Raw genomic sequence first — 20,594 nt, forward strand, 5'->3', positions numbered from 1 at the left:
CGCTATAATACGAGATACAAAGGAGGGAAATACCTTGACATTCATTGGCTATCTCGGCACATACACAAGAGGAATAAGCAAGGGAATCTATTCATTTACACTTGACCCAAAAACAAGCACAATTAGTCAACCTCGCTTAGCTGCGACATTAACGGATCCAACTTATTTAGCTATTAGTGATAACAACCAATTTTTATATGCCAACTATAAAGTAGAGGGAAAAGGCGCTATTGCAAGCTTTTCCATTCATCACAATACCGGTGAACTGACTTTATTACATACATCTGAATCTAAAAATGGATCGTATTGCCATATTAGTGTAACCAAGAACAACAACATGCTTGTTGCAGCAAGCTATGGAGACGGACTTATTGAATCCTATCATATTGAGGAAAATGCCGCTCTTAGCCATGTTATATCCACTATTCAACATAGAGGTTCGGGTCCAAACAAAGAGCGACAAGAAAAAGCGCATACTCATTATGCTGGATTCTCCCCTGATGAGCAGTATATCATTGCTGTCGATTTAGGAATCGATTCCATCCTTACATATCGCGTCAAACAAGATCAACTTCATGAAGTAAATCGGTTAGCAACAGCTCCTGGCAGCGGCCCAAGACATCTTGTTTTTCATCCAAATCAACAATACGTCTACGTCATGGCCGAGCTTCGTCCGGAAGTCATCGTTCTCCAATTCGAAAAAAAACACCGGATGTTTTAAGATGATTCAAAGCATTCGCTCTGTTCCAAGTGATTTCTACGCCAACAATCAAGGAAGTGCGATTTCTATATCGTCTGACGGTCGTTTTGTTTACGCAGCTAATCGCGGTCACAATAGCATTGCAGTGTTTGCTGTTGATAGCGAAACCGGACACCTTACCTTACTACAGCTTATCGGAACAGAAGGACATTGGCCGCGAGATTTCTCACTTGATCCGTCTGAAGCATTTCTTGTTGCTGCAAATGAGGAATCAGGGAACCTTACTTTATTTGCACGCGACCAGCAAACAGGACGATTAACGCTGCTTCAAGGGAGCGTATCCGTTCCTTATCCGGTATGTGTGAAGTTCCTTTCTTATACCCAACGTTAGATATTGAAAGGTTGTTTAGGCGAAAAAATAAAAGTTTATCACGCCTACTGCCTTAATAATGCAAAACTTGTACCCCATACTATAGGGCTGCCCATGGTAGACGCACGAAAAAGAGGATGAGCTTCATACTCATCCTCACTTCAATCGACAAAACGCCTCTAAAAAATGCGTTAAAATCCTCGCGGTCAGTCCCCAAATGACGCGATTTTCATATCGATAAAAATATTCATCCATTTTTCGCGGCTGCCAGTCATAGTTTTTACCTCCGATGATTAAATCAAGAGGAAACTGCTCATCAAGCTCTATCTTATAGTTCACTTGAAAAATCCTAGGTGGATGTTCAATAAAAAACGCTAATGGAACCGTAAAAATAGAAGCTACTTCAGCTTGGTTTACTTGAATATCATCGAGATTATGTATATAACCAGCAAATGGAGTTATCTTTGTTCCAAATGGTGTCACAATATAATCTAACGGATAAAGGTCGCCAATATCACGCCTGTTTAATCCAAGTTCCTCCATCGTCTCACGAATTGCTGTCTGTTTTTCATCACGGTCATCATGATCCACTCTTCCACCCGGAAAACAAATGTCTCCCGGCTGACGCTTCAATGTATGAGCTCGCTCTTCAAAAAGAATATGAAGTCCATCTTCTTTCTCAACGAGCGGCAATAGAACCGCGAATTTAGAAAATGTTTCACTTCCTAATATAGAAGGTTTATGTTCTGCTAATCTTTTGTTCAATTCTCCCGCATCCATTCATCTCACCTCATTTATTACTATACCTCTATTGTATACTGCTTGTAGTGCCGAGTCTAAATTTTATGCAATCAAAAAACCGCAGCTTTATATAGCTACGGTTTACTCAACATTCGATTTCATTACAACGCTTTTAATAATTTTTTCACAAGCTCCGATGTTTTACATTCATGAACATTGCCTAAATTAACAACTTGAATTTGTTCAAATCGTTCTGGATCAATACAATTACGCGTATCAAAAATCATTTTCCCGTTCATTTGTTGAGATAAAATATCCAGATCCATCTCTTTAAATTCTTGATGGTCAGTTAGGAGTAAGATAAGATCAGCCTTTTGCACCGCCTCTTCCGCTGATACTACCGGCATTTTACTCACTGGAACATGAGGATCATGGAAGGTCAGCTCGATATTTTTTTGTTTCATTAATAAGTTAATAACTTCAATAGCTGGGCTTTCTCGTAAATCATCGACATTTCCTTTATACGAAAGACCAAAGATGGCAACCTTCGGAAACTGCCGATGTCTGAGCAACATATTAACACAATCGACAATATACTGCGGCATGCTCCTGTTTGTTTCACGAGCTAATCCAATCATTTTGGCTGCCTTAGGGGCCTCAGCGACAATAAAATGTGGATCAACCGCTAAGCAATGCCCTCCTACTCCAGGCCCTGGCTGATGAATATTCACACGAGGATGTTTATTGGCCATTCTAATCACATCAAGTGCATTGATATTTAACTCAAAACAAATTTTAGCTAATTCATTCGCAAGAGCAATATTTACATCACGAAACGTATTTTCCATCAGCTTGGCCATTTCAGCAGTACTTGCATTCGTCCGAATAATTTCTCCTTTAACAAAGGTTTCATATACAGCAGCACCTGCATTCGTACAAGCTTCTGTAATGCCGCCGACCACTCGATTGTTATACACCAATTCATGGAAAATTTGTCCAGGTAATACACGTTCAGGACAGTGAACGACATACACATCCTCACCAATCGTATAACCTGCTTTTTCTAATAAAGGAGCAATCTGATCTTCCATGCTTCTTGGAGCAATTGTCGATTCAATAATGATTGTATTTCCTTTTTGAATAAACGGGAGAATCTGTTTCATCGCTTGTAACACATGGGTTAAATCACATGATCTATGTACATCCTTTTTATTTGGCGTTGGCACAGCAATTAAGAATACATCGGCTGCTTCCGGCATTACTGAAGCACGAAACTTTCCGCTTTTAACAACTTCTGTTAAAAACTCCTGCAATCCAGGTTCCTCAATATGGATTTTACCATCATTTAATTGATTAATAATTTCTGGTACAAGATCCACACCTACCACTTCTACTCCATGTTTAGCAAACATAATTGAAGTTGGTAATCCAATATATCCTAATCCCATTGTACATAATTTCATCTATTCCCCACTCCTCATGATTTATATATGAATCTACTACTTTAGGCTGATTCGTAAATCTCAATGAAGGCTTCTTTTTCTTTTTTCCAATTATATTTTTCACGAGCATGTAAACAATTTACACTCATTCGCTCGCGAACTTCGGGATGATTCAATAAATAATTGACACCTTCAGCAATGGATGCCGGCTCATGTGAATCAACACAAACACCAATTTTCTCCTCTTCTACAACTTTCTGAATTTCCGGAAAACTACAAGCGATAACAGGCACTCCGCTCATCATATATTCAAACAGCTTATTAGAAGAGGCTGAATAATGATTGAAACAAACATTGTTTAATACTTGAAATCCTAGGTAAGCATGCTTCGTATAATGAAGAAGTTCATCCACCGGTACTTTCGGAATAAACTTAATACGATGTTCAAGATTTCGTTCCGCAACCATATTGACTAACTCTGGCTTTAGCCGACCATCGCCAATGAACACAACCGTACCTCTTTCCATCATCGGAACCGCTTCAACAATCTTCTCTAACCCTCGTCCCGTTTGGATGCCCCCTTGATACAAGAGAATCGGTTCATCTTGTTCAATTTGCAATAATTCTGCCAAATTAATAGCTGAGCTTTTCTCAGGGTTAGTTGGAATCGGGTAATTATGAACAACATTCGGATAATGTCCATAACGATCATCATGATATTTAGCACGCGTATGATTTTCGGTAATGATTTCATCAACGAACCATAGCAAAACTCGTTCCATGATGCCGTAAATAGGACTGTTATATCCCGTTCGACTCGTTTGGACTTCATGAGAATCATAAATGAGCTTTTTACGGCGAAACCACTTAGCTGAGAGTACACCTTGCATAAGCGTGTTTAAATCATTCGAGTGATAGAAATCATATTTCTTTTTTCGACCATACCGCACCATTTGGCTAAAAATATAACCTCGAACCATTAATGTTGGAATTTTTGTTTTCGTTAGTGCAAAGATCAAGATTCCTGCTAAAGCAAGCAAACTAAAATAGATGGTTACTCCAAACCAATTTGTAATCACTTCAAGATTCAATAAAATATTGAAAGTAATTAAAAACAGAAGCAGCATTTCAATTTTTTTTTTCTTAACTTTTTTAATGAAACGAATGACACGAAGAAGTGAATTCATTCGATTATTAACTCGGATAATCCGAAAACCGTTTGGATGCTGCTCCTCTTTTGCTAACTGTTCATCTTTCCAATTATGAATCGCAATTAAATCTACGTCATAGCCAACTTCCGTTAATGCCGAGCATTCTCTAAGCACCCTGGCATCATTTGTGAAGTGGTTCCAAACAAACATGCATACTTTTTTAGACATCTTAGCCTCCAAGAATATGATTTACTGAGCTTCTAATATGTGGCGCAATCCTTCGATATTATGATTCCAGTAAAAATGTTGTTTAGCATATTGATAGCCATTGTTTCCAAAAAGGTTCATTAACCCTCGATTTTGAGCAAGCATCACGATATGATCTGCAATTTGCTCAACACTTCTATTTTCAGCTATAAGCCCGCATCGCGCTCCTCGAATCAAGTTTGCTGCAAAGCCTGAAACATCGGCGACAATCGGCTTGCCAACACACATATAATCAATAATTTTCCCCGGTAATACTTTATCAAAAACCGATTTTTCTACTAAACTAACATAGGCAATATGAGCAGCCGCTAATTCCTGAAGAGTCGCTTTTCTGCTTTTCGCTTGAGTGAAAGTAATATTGTTCAATCCTCTTGCTTTTATTTCGGTTTCCACTTCATTTTTTCGAAAACCATATCCGATAATGACAAACTCAATGTTTGAATATTCCTTTAAACGTTCCGCAACGCTAAGCAGTTTCAAAATATCTTGCGCTAAACCAATATTCCCGGTATACATCACCTTTATTTTTTCTTCCGATAATGGCGGAGGACGGAGAGCAAGATTCAATTCTTCACTTGTTAAAGAGTTTGGAATAAAACGAATTCGCTGTGCCTCTACTCCTTTTGACTGAATATACTCTTTGAAAATAGGACTATTAATAATAATTTGATCAGATGCTTTGTATAATTTTTTTTCGAACCAATAAGCTCCTTTTAACACGGCTTTATTAGTAAATGCACCCACCCCCAATAAACTCTCCGGCCATAAATCTCGAACATCGGTAATAAGTTTCGCCTTCATTTTCCGTTTCGCAATCATGCCTGCCACACTCGGAAAAATAGGCGGTGTGGAGATAAATACATAATCGTATTTTTTCTTTAGCTTAAAGATTGTCAAAATAAATAAAAACATCGATTCTAGGTAATGAAATAGCCGAAACCAAATACTACTTGTGTACTTTTTTATTTTTGCTGGGTGAATTCTAATTACATCCTGTTCAATATCCTCTTCATCCCAAAACTGTTCATCTTGATACAAATTCTGATTAGGGTAACTCGGATTCATCGTTAATACGGTCACTTCATATCCGCTTCTCTTTAAATGCAGATATATATTTTTTAAGCGATTTGCGCCGCTCCCAATTTCAGGATAAAAGTTTTGGACAATCATTAGGATGCTTTTCATATAAAACCTATCACCTCTATCCCTCCAGTATTTGTAATCTAACTTCAGTATAATGAGCGAATATGTAGCACGTATTAATGGAGAATAAAGAAATGTTTAACAATATGAAGGTTTTATTGAAGATTTGTGAAGGTGGAATAAAATTGAAATATTTGAATCAAATACAATAACTTTCTCACCATACAGCTTAATTTTTTTACAAAATCATAAAAAAACGCCTGGAAGAGTATCCTCCAAACGCTTTCCCCTACAATTATGCTAATTTTTCCTTTACACTATCAATGACTGCACGCCACATGTTCGGATCAGTTGTAATGGTTTGTTTAAATTCACGATACATATTTTTCTGCTTTTCTTCAAAATCAGGTGAATCACTCGCTGGCAAATCATTTCTTAACGATGTAACGAGCTGCTGAATCTCATCTGCTCTCGGTCCCCAAACGCGAACTTCCTTTCCTTCTTGATCAATAAAAACAAAAATCGGAATTGAACGTGACGTTCCATTCGTCAAATATTGATTCATTAATTCCAAGTTTTCATCTCGAATAAGGAAGCGCAATTCAATATCACTTACTTCAGCCATTCTTTGAATAATCGGCACGTTCAATGCTGCATCTCCACACCAATCCGCGGTTAGTACAATCCCTCTCCAGTTGCGCTCACGAAGGTCCGTTAAGAAACGTTGATCTTCGTCATTTAATTGTACCTGCTCATAAACTGCCGTTACTTCAACTTGATTCACTTGCATACTTGTACGATATTGTTCAAATGTTTGGCCTTTTTCAAACCATTTATTTAATGTCATATGCCCACTCCCTTTTCTTTATATACGAACACCCTAATCGTAACAGGTTCTTGCATTCATTTGCTAACGAAACAATTCGGCTACTCTTGCCACTGAGGGAACTTATCATCTTCATCAAACTCGATAATAACATGGGTTACGCCTCTTTCATTCAAAATAGCGGACCTTAAACGATCTTTAATATCATCCGCTTTCGCAAGCGTAATGGAAGCATCGAGTTCTATCTCCAATTCAACGTGAAAGTCTTCCCCTTCTTTAATGACCAGCAGTTCTTGAATATCACGCACATCTGGATCATCCATCACCATCTGCCCAATTTTCAGCTGCATATCATGATCTGCCTCACCTAGAGCCCCAGCTGCATTATCCAGAAATACTCGTCCAACTACAAAGAACATCATAAGACCAATAATGGCAGAAGCAAACCCCTCCGCTGTATCAAATGGTGTAAACCTGGCTAACAAAATCGCAATAATGGCTAATAAACCACCTGATGTGGCTACCGCATCTTCCATAAACACAAGCTTGGTCGCTGGTTTTGCACGCTTCAGTGCTCCAAAGCTTTTGTATAAAACCGACAAGCCCTTTGCTTCCGTTCCTGTTTCATGCAGCACTTCTTTCATTGCCTTATACAGTACATACATTTCTAAAATAACAGCAATCGATAATACTGATAAATTGATTAAAATACCTTCTGATTCAACTGGATGCAAAATATGATGAATCCCTTCTTTAACCGTTTCATACGACATAATCCCAACAATTAATACCGCACCTAATAAAACAAGATTGACTAGTCGCCCAAATCCATTAGGAAATCGATCTGTTGGCGACTTCTTACTTAACGCAGATCCAATAAATACAAACAATTGATTGGCCGCATCGCCTAAACTATGTAAGGTTTCAGCAAACATCGCCACATTGCCCGTAATAGAAAAAGCTACCCCTTTTAAAATCGCAATAATCGTGTTCACACAAGCTGCAATAAAAGCGGATTTATTCCCCTTTTTCAACAACTGAAATAATTCTCTCATCCGTGGTAGTCCCTTCTTGTTTGGTTTATCGAAAGTTATTATCTCCAGAACAAAGGAAAAGAGTACCTTTTTTTACGCTAATTTATTTTTTATTCTTGCATGGTTTTAGAATTTGTTTTGCCAATTATTCCATTCCTTAACCATGGAAGCGGTCAGTTTACCGTTTGAATCTCGTGCAAATTATTAATTTTAGCCAAGTTCATGTTAAGACGTTAAAACACTCCATTTTTATTTGGAGAGTTCTCTGGTATAGATTGACCAATATCCCACAATTCCACAATTCGTTCATCCTGAAAGCGGAAGATATGAACAACAGCCCCACCAAGGTCATTAGGATTCTGTTTGACATGAGAGTGAACTACAACGGTCTCGTTCTCTTCGATAGCAAGTTTAACCTCAAGTGTCTTGTGGGGATTTTGGGCTGCACTCTCTTCCATCGCTAGCAGTAATGAATCAGCATCTTCGGGGAAAAAGGGGTTATGATGGCGAAAGCCAGGGCCAATGTGTCTCTGATATGCTTCACTAACTCTCCCCGATGCTACGAGTTGTAGAAACGACACTGCTTTCTCTTTATTATTGAGTGTCGTTTTAGACTGGTGTTCCGTATTCATCTTAATCAGCCCCTCATTTCATTTTTAGGATTTATTACATTTTAGAATTAAATGCATTTTAAAGGTATTATTCAAGTAAACCTATTTAATACTTCTTTTGCCGCACGTTCTCCTGATTGTATCGCGCCTTCCATATAAAATTTCCATTCATCTGCCGTTTCCGTACTCGCCCAATGAATCGGTCCAATAGATTGATGCAGCCATTCACCGAAGGAAGTAATAATTTCAGGAGGAAAATGAGCCGCATATCCCCTCGAATCCAGGGTTCCTCTGTCCAATCTTTTTCATAAAACTCAATTGGTTGCTCAGCTTTCGGACCGAACAAGAGCCCTATTTCTTTTAACACCGTTTGCTTTCGGTGTTGCTTTTCAAGTTGAGCCAATTCCTTTGCGTATCTTCCTCCAGAGAGCACCGTTAAAACACCTTTCCTTCCATCAATTGGCGAACTATCTGCAACAAGCCGGATCAGCCCTCTATCGCACTGTGCGTGTCCGTTTAAGCCTTCCTCTCTCCAAAATGGCTTGTCATAAATAAGAATCATCTTGATAACAGAAGATTGGTTAATCTTCCCGGTTATTATACTTCGCCCCGCTGGAAGAGGCGGATTATATTCAATGCGACTGCTAACAGCTGGCGGAACAGCGACAATTACTTTTTTTGCCTTCCATACTTGTTTTTCAGTAAAAACAAGTACGCCATTTTCGCCGTATTCAATTCTTTTTACTGGCGTACTGACATATATATAATCTTTCATTGCATCTGCCATCTTCAACGCAAGTGTATACGCACCTTCTGAAAACCACTCCTCTTCCGCTGTCAGGACATGCTGGAAACCGCCGCTTGTTTTTACGCACCATAAAAAATCTAATGCTGAAGGTTCAGAAAGCTCTACACACATTACTTCTGCAAATAGACGAAAAAAGTTTCTCCCTTCCTCTGTAAACATATTAGTTTGAATCCATGCATCGAGGTTGTATGTGTCTAGTTCTTTTGCTAAAGATGAATCCCATATGTCTTGTTCAGGTAATTCTGCTACCAAGCGTTCTATTTTGCCTTTGAGCTGGAACAAGTCAGAAAAACCTTCAGGTGAAAGAGGAGGGTGTTCCCCTTCTATTTTCTGTATCGTCCCTCTTAAATTGTACGTCGTTTTACCTTTAGTATAGGTTTTTACAAGAGGCAAGCTAAATTCTTTAGCGAGAGCTCTTATTCGCCTTTGATAGCGTCCGACCCACTGCGCTCCGAGGTCAACTGTTACAGCATCTTTTGTTTGAAAGCTGTGTACACGTCCACCTACACGGTCCATAGCTTCTATCACAGCAATATTTACCTTTCTTTTTGTTAGCTCCCATGCAGCAGAAAGCCCCGCAAACCCGGCACCCACAATAACCACATCTACCTCTTTCATAACATTCCTCCCTAAAACATTCTGCTGAAACATCATTTTCATCATTCATTTACCTATTCTGAACGTTTCATGCATTATTAATGACACACGCTCTCCTGCAGTCAGTAGCACGCTTTCGGAGTAGTTGATAAAAACAGGATTAGTCATAACAATTTTATCATTATCAGTTATAATATTAGATTTAACGGCATCAGCTTCAAATTTCTTACTGTATTAGAAATAGAATTAGTTACTTTATTTTGTAATTACTCCTAACTATTCTCACATAAACTTTATTATTTACGTTCTAATTTTCATAAGATAAGCAATTACAAAAGCAAGTAATGGCAGAAATAAAAACAAGATAAAGAAACCTTTTTGAGTAGATAAAATGATGGCTGGAATTAAAATGGCGAGTCCGCTAAAGAAAAATCCTTTCCAAGATTTTTTTAGACCTCCCCATAAAAGCAAAACGACTGAAACGATAATCAACAACCATAATACTGCACCTACAAATAGAAACCCTACACTCGATAAGATTGTGCCTACAAAGAAGTCATTCATTTGTCTTATCCCTCCCTTTTAACTTTTCTTTCTCTCGATACATCATATGTTGCAAGTTCTAATTTTTCTTTTCATTTTAAATGTAGTTCTAGTTATCTGGTGATTCAATTATATCGAGGCCATCACTAGGGTGTTACTACGATTAAAAGCTTCAGAGAAAAAATGAAAATAACTCCCCACACTCATTAACCATTCTATTATTTTCAAAAAATATTATTTACATATAAAGGACAAGATATTATTATGACGATACCGAAACAACCTTTTCTTTAAAAAAGGAAAATCATTTTTACTATTGATGGATAATCAAGATCAGAGACATAACCCGTATAAACAGTGAGAAAATCACTGGATTGAAAAAGCATATGAATGATTCACATAGCTTATTCTATACTACCGCCTTTTCTTGATATTAATAGGAGGACATCATGTTATCAGCATTACTTCATGGAATTATACTAGCCTTTGGATTAATTCTTCCTCTTGGCGCGCAGAACATCTTTATCTTTAACCAAGGGGCTTCTCAACCAAGGTTAAGAGGGGCGATTCCGGTTATTATTACCGCTTCACTTTGCGATACGTTTCTTATTTTATTAGCAGTTTTAGGAGTATCTATTATTGTACTAACAGTTCCAGCATTACAGATAGGGATTTTTTCCATTGGAATTGTATTTCTTCTTTATATGGGGTGGTCCATTTGGAATAGTGATACTGCAAATGTAAGTCAAAAAGAAGCAGCCATGCCGCCTAAGAAACAGATTATGTTTGCCATGTCTGTATCCTTGCTGAATCCTCATGCCATTCTTGATACAGTCGGTGTCATTGGAACAAGTTCTCTCAGCTATACTGGTCTAGAAAAAATAGCATTCACAGCTGCATGTATAGTCGTCTCATGGCTATGGTTTCTAGGCCTTGCTGTATGCGGGAAGATAGTAGGCAACTTTGATACAAAAGGGAAAGTTTTGAAAATAATTAATAAAGTCTCAGCACTCATTATATGGGCAGTAGCCATATATCTTGTTAGCCAACTGCTATGACAAATAAGTATCAGTAAATTAGGATGATTGTAAGATAAAGACCTGTATTCCAAAGCTTAAAAATGTAAAAATAAAAAGATGTCCCAAAAGCTAAGCTTTTGGGACATCCTCAAAATTACCATTAAAACCTATCATTTACGCAACTTACATTGTACTGATGTCAATCACGAATCGATACTTCACATCTGAAGCTAATACGCGTTCATAAGCTTCGTCAATTTGGTCAGCTGAAATGACTTCAATCTTAGGAACAATATTATGTTCTGCACAGAACTCCAACATTTCCTGAGTCTCACGGATGCCCCCAATCATTGAGCCTGCAAATGAACGGCGATGACCAATTAAATTAAACACGTTTAGTGACAACGGTTCTGCAGGAGCACCGACGTTTACAAGAGTGCCATCAAGAGTAAGAAGTCCTAAATATGCATCCAGGTTAATCTTTGCACTTACTGTGTTAATAATTAAGTCAAAGGTTCCGACAAGTTTCTCGAATGTTTCTGGATCTTTTGTGGCATAGTAGTTGTCTGCGCCCAAGTGCAAGCCATCTTCCTTCTTCTTCAATGTTTGTGACAGAACCGTAACCTCGGCACCCATGGCATGTGCAATTTGGACAGCCATATGACCAAGACCGCCCATACCAACTACAGCTACTTTCTTACCTGGGCCAGCTCCCCAATGATTTAGTGGAGAATATGTCGTAATACCTGCGCATAGTAATGGTGCTGCAGCGTCAAACTCAATGCTATCAGGAATTCTGACTACGAAGTCCTCTGTTACGACAATGTGGGTAGAGTAACCACCTTGAGTAGGCTCGCCGTATTTGTCAACACCAGCATAGGTAGGGATATTTCCTTTAAGACAGTATTGCTCTTCTCCTTTACGGCAGTTGTCGCATTCACCGCAGGAGTCAACCATACATCCGACCCCTACACGGTCACCGACCTTGTACTTTGTCACCTCAGCTCCTACATCCGTGACAATTCCCGCAATCTCATGTCCAGGTACGAGTGGATAGTTCACTGGACCCCATTCTCCATGTGCAGTATGGATGTCAGAATGGCATATTCCTGCATATTTAATTTCAATGAGAACATCATGCAAATCAAGATCGCGTCGTTTAATTTCAGCAGCTCGAAACGGTTTGTCTGGACCGTCAACAGCTCGTGCTTTAGCAATTATCATAAAAAAAGCCTCCTATTAATTTATATTTTTCAAGAGAATGCGCTTATACCGGTATAAATGAAGACCTCAATTTATAATTCCCCTTCATTCATTTCTATCTCCACTTTTTTCTCTTGCAAAACCATGTTAATCCCTATAGTTAACTCTAAGTCAAGCAATTAGTTTATATTTCTTTTGAAAATCTCCCTAGCCATACAAGTTCCATACCATCTAGCAATCTAGCCTATAGCTAACTACATTTTTTTTAAAAGTAAGTATAGCCCTAATGCACAAAGCCGATTTCTACTTTCCCTATAAGACGACTTTGACATCCAAAAAATGCCGTGATAAAATCCCTTTACAACATAGAGTTAACTCGAAGTCTATATCATTAAGAAAGGTAGATGAATGATGAAGACATATTCTATCAGCGAAGTGGCAAAAGAATTGAATCTTACCGTATATACCTTGCGTTACTACGACAAAGAGGGACTTATGCCTTTTGTAGAACGGACACCTAGCGGAACACGATTGTTTAAAGAATCCGATATCGGTGCTTTAAAAGTGATTGAATGTCTAAAAGCCACTGGGATGCCCATTAAGGAAATAAAAAACTTCATTGATTGGTGTTCTGACGGGGATTCCACGTTGCAAAAAAGATATGATATGTTTATAGAAAGAAAAGCACTTGTGGAAGCACAGATGGAAGAGCTTAAAAAAACAATCGAACTTATCGAACATAAATGTTCATATTACAAGACTGCTTTAGATGCTGGAACGGAAGATATTCATAAAAAAGATAAAATAGAGATTTCCGTTACTAATTAATAGAAAACCACCTGTATTTCATAAATGTATGAAATACAGGTGGTTTTATTTGTATCAATAACTACCTCTTAGTATTTACTACAAACAAAAATAGATTTTTCAAGCAATCCTCACAACGCGCCACAATGATTAATTTTGCTCTTTCTTGTGCGAGTTTCTTAGTCGTTTCTTCGCCAATTCCACTTGATGTCCCCCCCATAATAAAGATTACTTTTTCTGCAATGTTTACCATGAAGTCCCCCCTTATAGCTAATTCAGAAGACCTTTACAATATAGACTTAACTATAAGTCAATTATGGTAATTGGCTTCATTTTTTTTAAAAGTAACAATACAGTATCAGCAAATTATTTGGAGTTTAAGTATGGTTCGATGAAACCGAATTCTTCAATAGTTATTGTTTAAAGCCGAATTAAAGAAAAAAGCCGATTTCCTTTTCATGGGATAATCGACTTTTTCTATAACTTTGTAAAGGAATATACTTAAACTAAACTGCGACATTCACCACATCAAGAATTCCACATTACCCCAACTAAAGAAAGAGTATCTTAACAATCCTACTACTATAATAAGCATGTGTATTGAAGGATTTTTACCCAATAGTTAAATCGTCCATTCATCGTGAACAATACCTACAAGGTACCACGTACTGCCTTTTTTCTCATACACGAGCTTTAAACTCGACCAATCCATACCACTGTATTTCTTAGTGCCTCCAAAGTAATATTCAACCACGATGGAGTTTGGGTACACCTTACGAATATTGTTAACCGTATTTCCTTTCCCTATCGTTTGATTATACCCGACTTTTTTCATATTTTTATAATCGCGGTCATAAATAAAATTACGGTAGTACTGATTAAACGTCGCCTTGATTGGATTACCTGAGCCATCATATGCCCCCATGTGTAAACGGTCTTGCTGGTTGGGAGCTTTCCTATTTGAGAAGGCTTAAATACAAGGTCAGATTTTTTGTCCACATACGTATAGGGCGAGAACCTAACTCCCTTATCAGGATGAATCATAGTTTTTAATTGTTTCATATTCTTATTTTTAATAGCCTCAACCGTTGCTTTTGCTTTTTTGCTAATGACAGCCTTCGCTTGTTTCGGAGACAGCTTGCTAGATACCGAAACTTGTTGAGTATTTATTTCTTCAAATTTCATTATCGGTTGGGTCTCTTGAACATCTATATGTGTTCCAGATAACAAAACAGTAAGGCCCAAAATAACTCCCTGTATACTCATTACTTCGCCCCTCACTTTAAATAATCATTCGCTTCTTTTTAGATCAAATAGAGTAGACATGATTTTTTAAGGATTTTATCTTCTACATTTAATAGCCTCTTCATTAAAGTACATAGATAGAGCTATTCTGTATTTTAATGAAGAGGAAAATTTAGGTCTTATGCTTAACCCGCATTCTTATTGAAATACATATTTCATAACAGATGAATGAAGTTTTTGTTTCAGGATACTCTATAAGTTTACATTAATAATTTTGGCAATTAATGCAGCAGCTTCTTGTCTTTTCATAATTTTTTTCGATTGATAATTAACTGTACCATCTTTTTTCGGTTTGATTTCAGGTCCATATAACCTCAATGCTACAATAGTTTTAACACTGTCTAAAGCCCATTTATCAGTGGAACCAGATAATTTTGCATCCATCGGCTGAACTCCGCTTAAGGCAAGCACCCGATATACATAGCTTGCAGCTTCCTGACGAGTTATTGTAGCATTTGGCTTAAATGTTTTTGAAGTAGATGTTACAATCCCATACTCTACAGCTGTTTGGACAACAGCTTTTGCTTTATGATTTTTCATATCTGTAAAACGAACAGGGTTATTCGATAGTTGGATATTCGTTGCTGTTAATAAAACAGTTAAAAATTCAGCCCTTTTAATCGATTCTTTTCCACCAAATGTGCCATCCTTCTTTGCTTCAAGAGCATCTTGAATTTGAAGCGTTTGGATATATTTGCTATATGGGTCTTTTGTTGAAACATCCTTGAAAGGTTTAATAAAACGCTTCTCAGCGTAACTAACATCTCCACCATATTTCAAGTAATCTATTTTACCTTTGGTCTCGTGGAATATGAGATATTCGCCATTTTTATCAACAAACACTAACGGTTCGATTTGTCGGAAAGTATTTTTCCCTAAAACGGAATGAGCTATTTGTATTTGTCCATTTCCAACGGATTTCACTTCTGTAACGAATGTCTTAATCCTTAGATCTCTATAGAACCCTGCAAACTTTTCGAGTTTCTTTTTTGAGGTTTTTAAATATTGATATTTTGTTCCTTCCTGTGGGAAAAATTTAGTCATAAACGCGTTATAAAACTCTAATCTCGGACCGCCCATCATATTACCGGAAAGGAAAACACCTATTTTCTTGTTAGGAACTAGCCAAACGTCGGAGCTGAAGCCAGGGATATCTCCTCCTTTATTGACAACGTATTCATTGCTAATTAAAGAATAAGGAGCTTCAAAACCTAAAGTGGTATCAGGAAATTTCGGATGAATCATTTGTTGATATTTATGCATTAATTGGATGTTTTTTTCGCTCAATACTGACTTACCTTTATATGTCCCACTGTTTAATTGAGCAATCATAAACTTCGCCATATCCCCTCCTGTCGTAAACATTCCTCCATCTGGTAGATTAGTAGGTTTCACGTTATAAACAGGCATTGGCTTTCCTGAAACAGGATCGTATCCAGTCGCTAAGCTTTTCAGTAAATCCGGACTAAATACGGTATAAGAATGGTTCATTTCAAGAATAGAGAATACATTTTCTTTCATATAGTCTTCATAACGCTTACCAGTAACTTTTTCAATAAGGTAACCTTGGAGTAATGATGCAAAGTTGTCATACATGTAGGATGTACCCGGCTTTCTAATAACAGGCGGGAAGTTCTCCTTAACATAATCTTCTAATGGATAATATGTTTCAAAATCCCCGTGGATGTCGTCTATTTTTACCTCACGAGGCTCAAAGCCGGTATTATGCAAAATTAAATGCTTTACGCGAACGGGTTCTTTAAACGGATTCTTAAATTTGATTTCCGGGAAATAGGTTCGAATATCCTCTTCCAAATCCACTTTTCCTTGATCCACTAATTGCAAAAGCGCCATTGCAGTAAAGGTTTTCGTAACAGACCCTACACGAAAAAGAGTTTCATCTGGGTTGACCGCTGTTTTTTTCTCAACATCAGCATACCCGTAGCCTTTGTTTAAAAGAACTTGATCTCCTTGAACAACTGTTACCACTGCGCCAGGAGCACTTCTTTGCACCTGTTCATTGCTAAAAAAATCATCCACAAATTTGACTAATTCATCCCGATCAATGTTTACATTTGCTTCTTTGTTAACTTCGATTACATTTGCCTTTGTGCTCAGTGGAAAAATTAACGTACTAAATATAAACGTTAACAAAATAATGAAAAGAAAGGCTTTATTCCATCTCCTCACACAAACTCCTCCTTTTTAGTCATGTACTATAGAAAACATCAGAGGAAATTTGATTGAATTCAATTTATAATAGAATAGTAGTTTTCACGAAAAATTAACCCTATTAATATCCATTTATATAAAAAACAACCAAATTAACCCTACTAAAATTTTAACTACTCATTTGAAAGTTTACAAGATACAAGTTAGAAAATGTAAAAAGGCAACAACCGAAAGGGTTTAGTTGCCTTTTTGTGACATATACAGTCTCTAATGATAACAAAAAACACGGATTCACTCTTCACACAGTGATAACGACTTTTCCTTGAGCGTGTCCTTCTTCAAAATACTTGAAAGCTTCGGGAACTTCACTCAACTTATATTCTCTATCGATAACAGGTTTTACTTTACCAGCCTCAAGAAGTTCTTTCATAAAAATCAGATCTTTTTGGTTTGGCCTTTGCAAAAAGCTCCCCATTTTCTTTCTCCCGGTTATTGAAATCCAAGGCCCCAGAACCATGACTTGGAACATTTGAGCCCCGGAACCTCCGACGTGAACAAAAGTTCCTTTTGGACTTAATGCACGCTTATACACTGAAATCGGTTGATATCCATTAGCAGCAAGAATCAGGTCATAACGCTCCGCTTTTTTGGTAAAATCTTCTTTCATATAATCAATGACATGATCTGCACCAATCGATCGCACAATGTTTACATTTCTCGTACTGCACACTCCAGTTACCTCAGCCCCGAATGATTTAGCAATCTGTACTGCGAAAGTTCCCACACCGCCAGAGGCACCATAAATCAAAACCTTTTGCCCAGCTTGAATCTTGCCTTTATCCCGTAGACTCTGTAGAGCCGTGACTGCCGCCATAGGTACTGCAGCAGCTTCCTCAAAAGACATATTAGATGGTTTTGGTACTAATGCATTTTCGGGAACAGATACATATTCGGCAAAACCACCCCAACCACAACCAGATAGGTCTCCAAAAACCTCATCACCTGGTTGAAACTGCTTAACGTTTGTCCCAACCGCTTCCACCCGACCTGCTATATCACCCCGGGTATGGAGTATTTTGGTTTAAGAAGACCAAAAGCAAAGCGGGCTAAAAACGGTTCCCCTTTCAAAAGAACCAGGTTACCGTAGTTGATCGATGCTGCATGAACTTTTACCAATACTTGATTATCCTTAGGAATAGGTTTTTCGACCTCTTTTAATTTAAGAATATCAGGTGGACCATATTTGTTATAAACAATAGCTTTCATAATTCTCCCTCCTAATTTACTTTGAATTAATCAATTTATCTCATTTAAAATAATAAATATCACGAAAGAAACGAAAAAAGACCCTAAAATTAAAAGATATTCAAGACTGGAGTCGCTAAAAAATTATTTAACATATCTTTTAATATAGTGCTTTACTCATTTTTACAATCTATACATACGTAAAATCCCTATCCTTTTTGTAGATAGTGCACTATCGGTAATAAAAAAATCCCCTCAGAATATCAGTCTGAGAGGATATAAAAATGTTCTAAATCTACTCTATCAGCGCCTCGATTATTCATTAATAAGGCAAGTTCCATGCTAACTAAACATACATCAAAACCCTAAAATTCTCGCAAGAATGAGAGTTTAATAGCAAAAAAATAGATCATACACAAGAAACTCCCTGGCATGATCTATTTTCTTACGTTCTTTTCTTGCTAATTAAGTTTATTATTCTATAAATCACAATGCTTTTTCCAAAATTTCAACGATGTCATAATTTTCTACTGTCCCCTCAACTTCTTTTGCCTTTACTCCATCACTAATCATCGTTAAGCAGTATGGACAACCACTTCCAATCATTGTTGGTTTTGTCTCAAGAAGTTGTTCTGTTCTTGCAATGTTAATCCGTGTTCCAGTATTCTCTTCCGTCCACATCATACCACCGCCAGCTCCACAGCACATAGCATTTTCGCGGTTGCGGCCAGCTTCAACAAGTTTTACACCTGGAATCGCTTTTAAGATTTCACGAGGCGGATCATAGACTGTATTATAGCGCCCTAAATAACAGGAGTCATGGTAAGTGATGACCTCATTCAATTCTTTTGTGAATTTTATTTTTCCTTCTTTGATCCACTGATCCAACAATTCTGTATGATGATATACTTCTGCTTCAAGACCAAATTCCGGGTACTCATTTTTCAACGTATTATAGGCATGTGGATCCATCGTTACGATTTTCTTCACATTATGCTTTTGGAATGTTTCAATATTGGCATTGGCCAATTCCTGGAATAAAAATTCATTTCCGAGTCTTCGTGGTGTATCACCTGAGTTTTTCTCTTTATTCCCCAGAATAGCAAATGAAATGCCTGCCACATTCATGATACGGGCAAATGACTGGGCAATCTTTTGACTACGGTTATCATAGGAACCCATGGAGCCGACAAAGAATAAATATTCAAACTCTTCTCCGGACTTCTCCATTTCTTTAACAGTTGGAACATGAATATCCTCGCGTCCTTCACGCCAATCTCCACGTTCTTTTCGATTAAGTCCCCACGGATTTCCCTGCCGTTCGATATTTGTAATTGCACGCTGAGCATCAGGATTCATTTTTCCTTCTGTTAAGACAAGATAACGGCGTAGATCGATAATTTTATCTACATGCTCATTCATCACCGGGCATTGATCTTCACAGTTACGACATGTCGTACATGCCCAAATCTCTTCTTCTGTAATGACATCTCCAATTAAACTCACACCTTCGCTCGCTGCTGCTACTTCCTGAAACCCAGCCTCAGCTAAAGCTAATTGATTCCCTTTTGTGCTTTTAAAAGCAAAAGCCGGCATCCACGGTTCTCTAGAAGTAACCGCTGCTCCTTTTTCTGTCAAGTGATTCCTCATCTTCACAATCAGATCCATTGGAGATAACGTTTTTCCCGTTCCTGAAGCGGGGCACATATTCGTGCATCGTCCACATTCTGCACATGCATACAGATCAATCAGCTGATGCTGAGTAAAATTTTCAATTTTCCCGACACCAAATTCTTCAGCCGTCTCATCCTCAAAATCAATCTTCCTTAACTTCCCAACAGGTCCGCTTTTCTTAAAAAAGATATTGACCATGGCAAATAACTCATGAAATTGCTTGGATTGTGGGACAAACACCAGAAATGTGAAGACCGTTAACATATGAACCCACCAAAATACGTAGAACAACACAGTTCCTGCGGTTGATCCAATGCCAGCAAATAATAACGCAATAGCACCAGAAAATGGGGCATAGGCCAGATTCGGTTCATGATCTAACATAATTACTTCGAATCCTAATGTAAGCAAGATGGATAAGGTTAGCGTACATAAAGCGATATAGACAAAAGCAGCTTTACCATCACGCTTCCATTGCAATCGCTTTAACTTTTCCCCATAACGGCGGTAAAATCCATATACGACAGCTAACAGCATAAGGAATGTAGCCCACTCCTGCAGAAGACTGAAATATTTATGCCCCTCACCAAAAGGAAATTCATAGCCTTTAATAAATCCTTTTATGATAAGTTCTATGAGTCCTATTTGAATGATAAAAAAGGTATAAAATAATACTAGATGCATCAAACCGCTTTTCTTGTCTTTAAATAATTTGGACTGACCAAAACCATTGATTAATATCAGATTGATTCGTTCTTTAAGGTTTGGTTCAAACTCAGCTTTTTTGCCAAGCTTGATAAATAAATAACGGGTATATACAAGATTGACAAACAAATATGCTGCATATCCAGCCACAGCTAGGAAAACAAGTAAATTCAACAATGATAACATTCTTTTGTCCCTCCAATGACAAACTTTTGAAGTAAATAGGAGGAA

The 20,594-nt window shown here is 37.7% G+C and carries 17 protein-coding genes and 3 pseudogenes; 3 read left to right on the forward strand and 17 right to left on the reverse strand.

Translation table 11 applies throughout. The features are described 5' to 3' along the window. Positions 1-7: 7 nt before the first annotated feature. Positions 8-1,091 (forward strand): annotated as a pseudogene (locus BAOM_RS12405) (lactonase family protein). A gap of 135 nt (positions 1,092-1,226) precedes the next feature. Here BAOM_RS12405 and BAOM_RS12410 read toward each other — a convergent pair. The 10 genes and pseudogenes from BAOM_RS12410 to BAOM_RS12450 form a co-directional block, all read right to left on the reverse strand. After that, positions 1,227-1,850, reverse strand: coding sequence for an NUDIX hydrolase (locus BAOM_RS12410; protein ID WP_127760527.1), 624 nt, complete (start codon positions 1,848-1,850; stop codon positions 1,227-1,229). A 122-nt stretch (positions 1,851-1,972) separates the two neighbouring features. Further along, positions 1,973-3,274: a nucleotide sugar dehydrogenase gene (locus BAOM_RS12415; RefSeq protein WP_127760528.1), complete on the reverse strand. Its 1,302-nt coding sequence runs from the start codon at positions 3,272-3,274 to the stop codon at positions 1,973-1,975. A 41-nt stretch (positions 3,275-3,315) separates the two neighbouring features. Beyond that, positions 3,316-4,632, reverse strand: a complete 1,317-nt coding sequence (locus BAOM_RS12420; protein ID WP_252282408.1) for a glycosyltransferase — start codon at positions 4,630-4,632, stop codon at positions 3,316-3,318. A gap of 21 nt (positions 4,633-4,653) precedes the next feature. Further along, positions 4,654-5,856: a glycosyltransferase family 4 protein gene (locus BAOM_RS12425; RefSeq protein ID WP_164853212.1), complete on the reverse strand. Its 1,203-nt coding sequence runs from the start codon at positions 5,854-5,856 to the stop codon at positions 4,654-4,656. A 253-nt stretch (positions 5,857-6,109) separates the two neighbouring features. Continuing rightward, positions 6,110-6,661 (reverse strand): thioredoxin family protein, encoded by a 552-nt coding sequence (locus BAOM_RS12430; protein ID WP_127760530.1) that lies wholly within the window; start codon positions 6,659-6,661, stop codon positions 6,110-6,112. An 80-nt stretch (positions 6,662-6,741) separates the two neighbouring features. Continuing rightward, complete coding sequence (locus BAOM_RS12435) at positions 6,742-7,695, reverse strand: cation diffusion facilitator family transporter (protein WP_127760531.1); 954 nt, start codon at positions 7,693-7,695, stop codon at positions 6,742-6,744. 212 nt (positions 7,696-7,907) lie between these two features. Next, the gene (locus BAOM_RS12440) at positions 7,908-8,306 is read right to left on the reverse strand and encodes a nuclear transport factor 2 family protein (protein ID WP_127760532.1); all 399 of its coding nucleotides are present in this window, start codon (positions 8,304-8,306) and stop codon (positions 7,908-7,910) included. Between the two features lie 71 nt (positions 8,307-8,377). Further along, on the reverse strand, positions 8,378-8,584 hold the full coding sequence (locus tag BAOM_RS25535) for an FAD-dependent oxidoreductase (RefSeq protein ID WP_373995296.1): 207 nt from the start codon (positions 8,582-8,584) through the stop codon (positions 8,378-8,380). Then, positions 8,566-9,756: pseudogene (locus BAOM_RS12445) on the reverse strand (flavin monoamine oxidase family protein); the annotation flags it as partial. The pseudogene BAOM_RS12445 and the gene BAOM_RS25535, both read right to left, overlap by 19 nt. Before the next feature lie 234 nt (positions 9,757-9,990). Beyond that, complete coding sequence (locus tag BAOM_RS12450) at positions 9,991-10,254, reverse strand: hypothetical protein (RefSeq protein WP_127760534.1); 264 nt, start codon at positions 10,252-10,254, stop codon at positions 9,991-9,993. A 428-nt stretch (positions 10,255-10,682) separates the two neighbouring features. Between BAOM_RS12450 and BAOM_RS12455 the strand changes: the two genes are divergently transcribed. Beyond that, positions 10,683-11,291 carry a LysE/ArgO family amino acid transporter gene (locus BAOM_RS12455; RefSeq protein ID WP_127760535.1) on the forward strand — a complete coding sequence of 203 codons (609 nt, stop codon included), beginning with the start codon at positions 10,683-10,685 and terminating at the stop codon, positions 11,289-11,291. 144 nt (positions 11,292-11,435) lie between these two features. Here the strand turns inward: BAOM_RS12455 and BAOM_RS12460 are convergent, their stop codons facing one another. Further along, positions 11,436-12,476 carry an NAD(P)-dependent alcohol dehydrogenase gene (locus BAOM_RS12460; protein WP_127760536.1) on the reverse strand — a complete coding sequence of 347 codons (1,041 nt, stop codon included), beginning with the start codon at positions 12,474-12,476 and terminating at the stop codon, positions 11,436-11,438. A 390-nt stretch (positions 12,477-12,866) separates the two neighbouring features. On the opposite strand from BAOM_RS12460, the gene BAOM_RS12465 reads away from it, so the two are divergent. Next, positions 12,867-13,283 carry a MerR family transcriptional regulator gene (locus BAOM_RS12465; RefSeq protein ID WP_127762557.1) on the forward strand — a complete coding sequence of 139 codons (417 nt, stop codon included), beginning with the start codon at positions 12,867-12,869 and terminating at the stop codon, positions 13,281-13,283. Positions 13,284-13,344: 61 nt separating this feature from the next. On the opposite strand, the gene BAOM_RS24415 is transcribed toward BAOM_RS12465, so the two are convergent. The 6 genes and pseudogenes from BAOM_RS24415 to BAOM_RS12490 all read right to left on the reverse strand — a co-directional run bounded on the left by BAOM_RS24415 (position 13,345) and on the right by BAOM_RS12490 (position 20,549). Beyond that, on the reverse strand, positions 13,345-13,515 hold the full coding sequence (locus BAOM_RS24415) for a hypothetical protein (protein WP_164853214.1): 171 nt from the start codon (positions 13,513-13,515) through the stop codon (positions 13,345-13,347). 369 nt (positions 13,516-13,884) lie between these two features. Further along, complete coding sequence (locus BAOM_RS12470; RefSeq protein ID WP_127760537.1) at positions 13,885-14,097, reverse strand: hypothetical protein; 213 nt, start codon at positions 14,095-14,097, stop codon at positions 13,885-13,887. Continuing rightward, positions 14,094-14,528, reverse strand: a complete 435-nt coding sequence (locus BAOM_RS12475) for a hypothetical protein (RefSeq protein ID WP_127760538.1) — start codon at positions 14,526-14,528, stop codon at positions 14,094-14,096. The genes BAOM_RS12470 and BAOM_RS12475 overlap by 4 nt, the downstream gene beginning before the upstream one ends. 231 nt (positions 14,529-14,759) lie before the next feature. Beyond that, a complete protein-coding gene (locus BAOM_RS12480; protein WP_127760539.1) occupies positions 14,760-16,757 on the reverse strand; it encodes a serine hydrolase domain-containing protein in 1,998 nt (665 codons plus the stop codon). Between the two features lie 280 nt (positions 16,758-17,037). Then, positions 17,038-18,005, reverse strand: a pseudogene (locus BAOM_RS12485) (NAD(P)-dependent alcohol dehydrogenase). A 465-nt stretch (positions 18,006-18,470) separates the two neighbouring features. Beyond that, positions 18,471-20,549, reverse strand: coding sequence for a (Fe-S)-binding protein (locus tag BAOM_RS12490; protein WP_127760540.1), 2,079 nt, complete (start codon positions 20,547-20,549; stop codon positions 18,471-18,473). Positions 20,550-20,594 lie beyond the last annotated feature (45 nt).

The sequence above is a fragment of the Peribacillus asahii genome (genome assembly GCF_004006295.1).
Taxonomy (GTDB): domain Bacteria; phylum Bacillota; class Bacilli; order Bacillales; family DSM-1321; genus Peribacillus; species Peribacillus asahii_A.

What these genes read in the sequence shown, in the direction of transcription:
- BAOM_RS12410 (WP_127760527.1), bottom strand. Translation starts at nt 1,850, where the DNA reads ATGGATGCGGGAGAATTGAACAAAAGATTAGCAGAACATAAACCTTCT.
- BAOM_RS12415 (WP_127760528.1), bottom strand. Translation starts at nt 3,274, where the DNA reads ATGAAATTATGTACAATGGGATTAGGATATATTGGATTACCAACTTCA.
- BAOM_RS12420 (WP_252282408.1), bottom strand. Translation starts at nt 4,632, where the DNA reads ATGTCTAAAAAAGTATGCATGTTTGTTTGGAACCACTTCACAAATGAT.
- BAOM_RS12425 (WP_164853212.1), bottom strand. Translation starts at nt 5,856, where the DNA reads ATGAAAAGCATCCTAATGATTGTCCAAAACTTTTATCCTGAAATTGGG.
- BAOM_RS12430 (WP_127760530.1), bottom strand. Translation starts at nt 6,661, where the DNA reads ATGACATTAAATAAATGGTTTGAAAAAGGCCAAACATTTGAACAATAT.
- BAOM_RS12435 (WP_127760531.1), bottom strand. Translation starts at nt 7,695, where the DNA reads ATGAGAGAATTATTTCAGTTGTTGAAAAAGGGGAATAAATCCGCTTTT.
- BAOM_RS12440 (WP_127760532.1), bottom strand. Translation starts at nt 8,306, where the DNA reads ATGAATACGGAACACCAGTCTAAAACGACACTCAATAATAAAGAGAAA.
- BAOM_RS12450 (WP_127760534.1), bottom strand. Translation starts at nt 10,254, where the DNA reads ATGAATGACTTCTTTGTAGGCACAATCTTATCGAGTGTAGGGTTTCTA.
- BAOM_RS12455 (WP_127760535.1), top strand. Translation starts at nt 10,683, where the DNA reads ATGTTATCAGCATTACTTCATGGAATTATACTAGCCTTTGGATTAATT.
- BAOM_RS12460 (WP_127760536.1), bottom strand. Translation starts at nt 12,476, where the DNA reads ATGATAATTGCTAAAGCACGAGCTGTTGACGGTCCAGACAAACCGTTT.
- BAOM_RS12465 (WP_127762557.1), top strand. Translation starts at nt 12,867, where the DNA reads ATGAAGACATATTCTATCAGCGAAGTGGCAAAAGAATTGAATCTTACC.
- BAOM_RS24415 (WP_164853214.1), bottom strand. Translation starts at nt 13,515, where the DNA reads ATGGTAAACATTGCAGAAAAAGTAATCTTTATTATGGGGGGGACATCA.
- BAOM_RS12470 (WP_127760537.1), bottom strand. Translation starts at nt 14,097, where the DNA reads ATGAAAAAAGTCGGGTATAATCAAACGATAGGGAAAGGAAATACGGTT.
- BAOM_RS12475 (WP_127760538.1), bottom strand. Translation starts at nt 14,528, where the DNA reads ATGAGTATACAGGGAGTTATTTTGGGCCTTACTGTTTTGTTATCTGGA.
- BAOM_RS12490 (WP_127760540.1), bottom strand. Translation starts at nt 20,549, where the DNA reads ATGTTATCATTGTTGAATTTACTTGTTTTCCTAGCTGTGGCTGGATAT.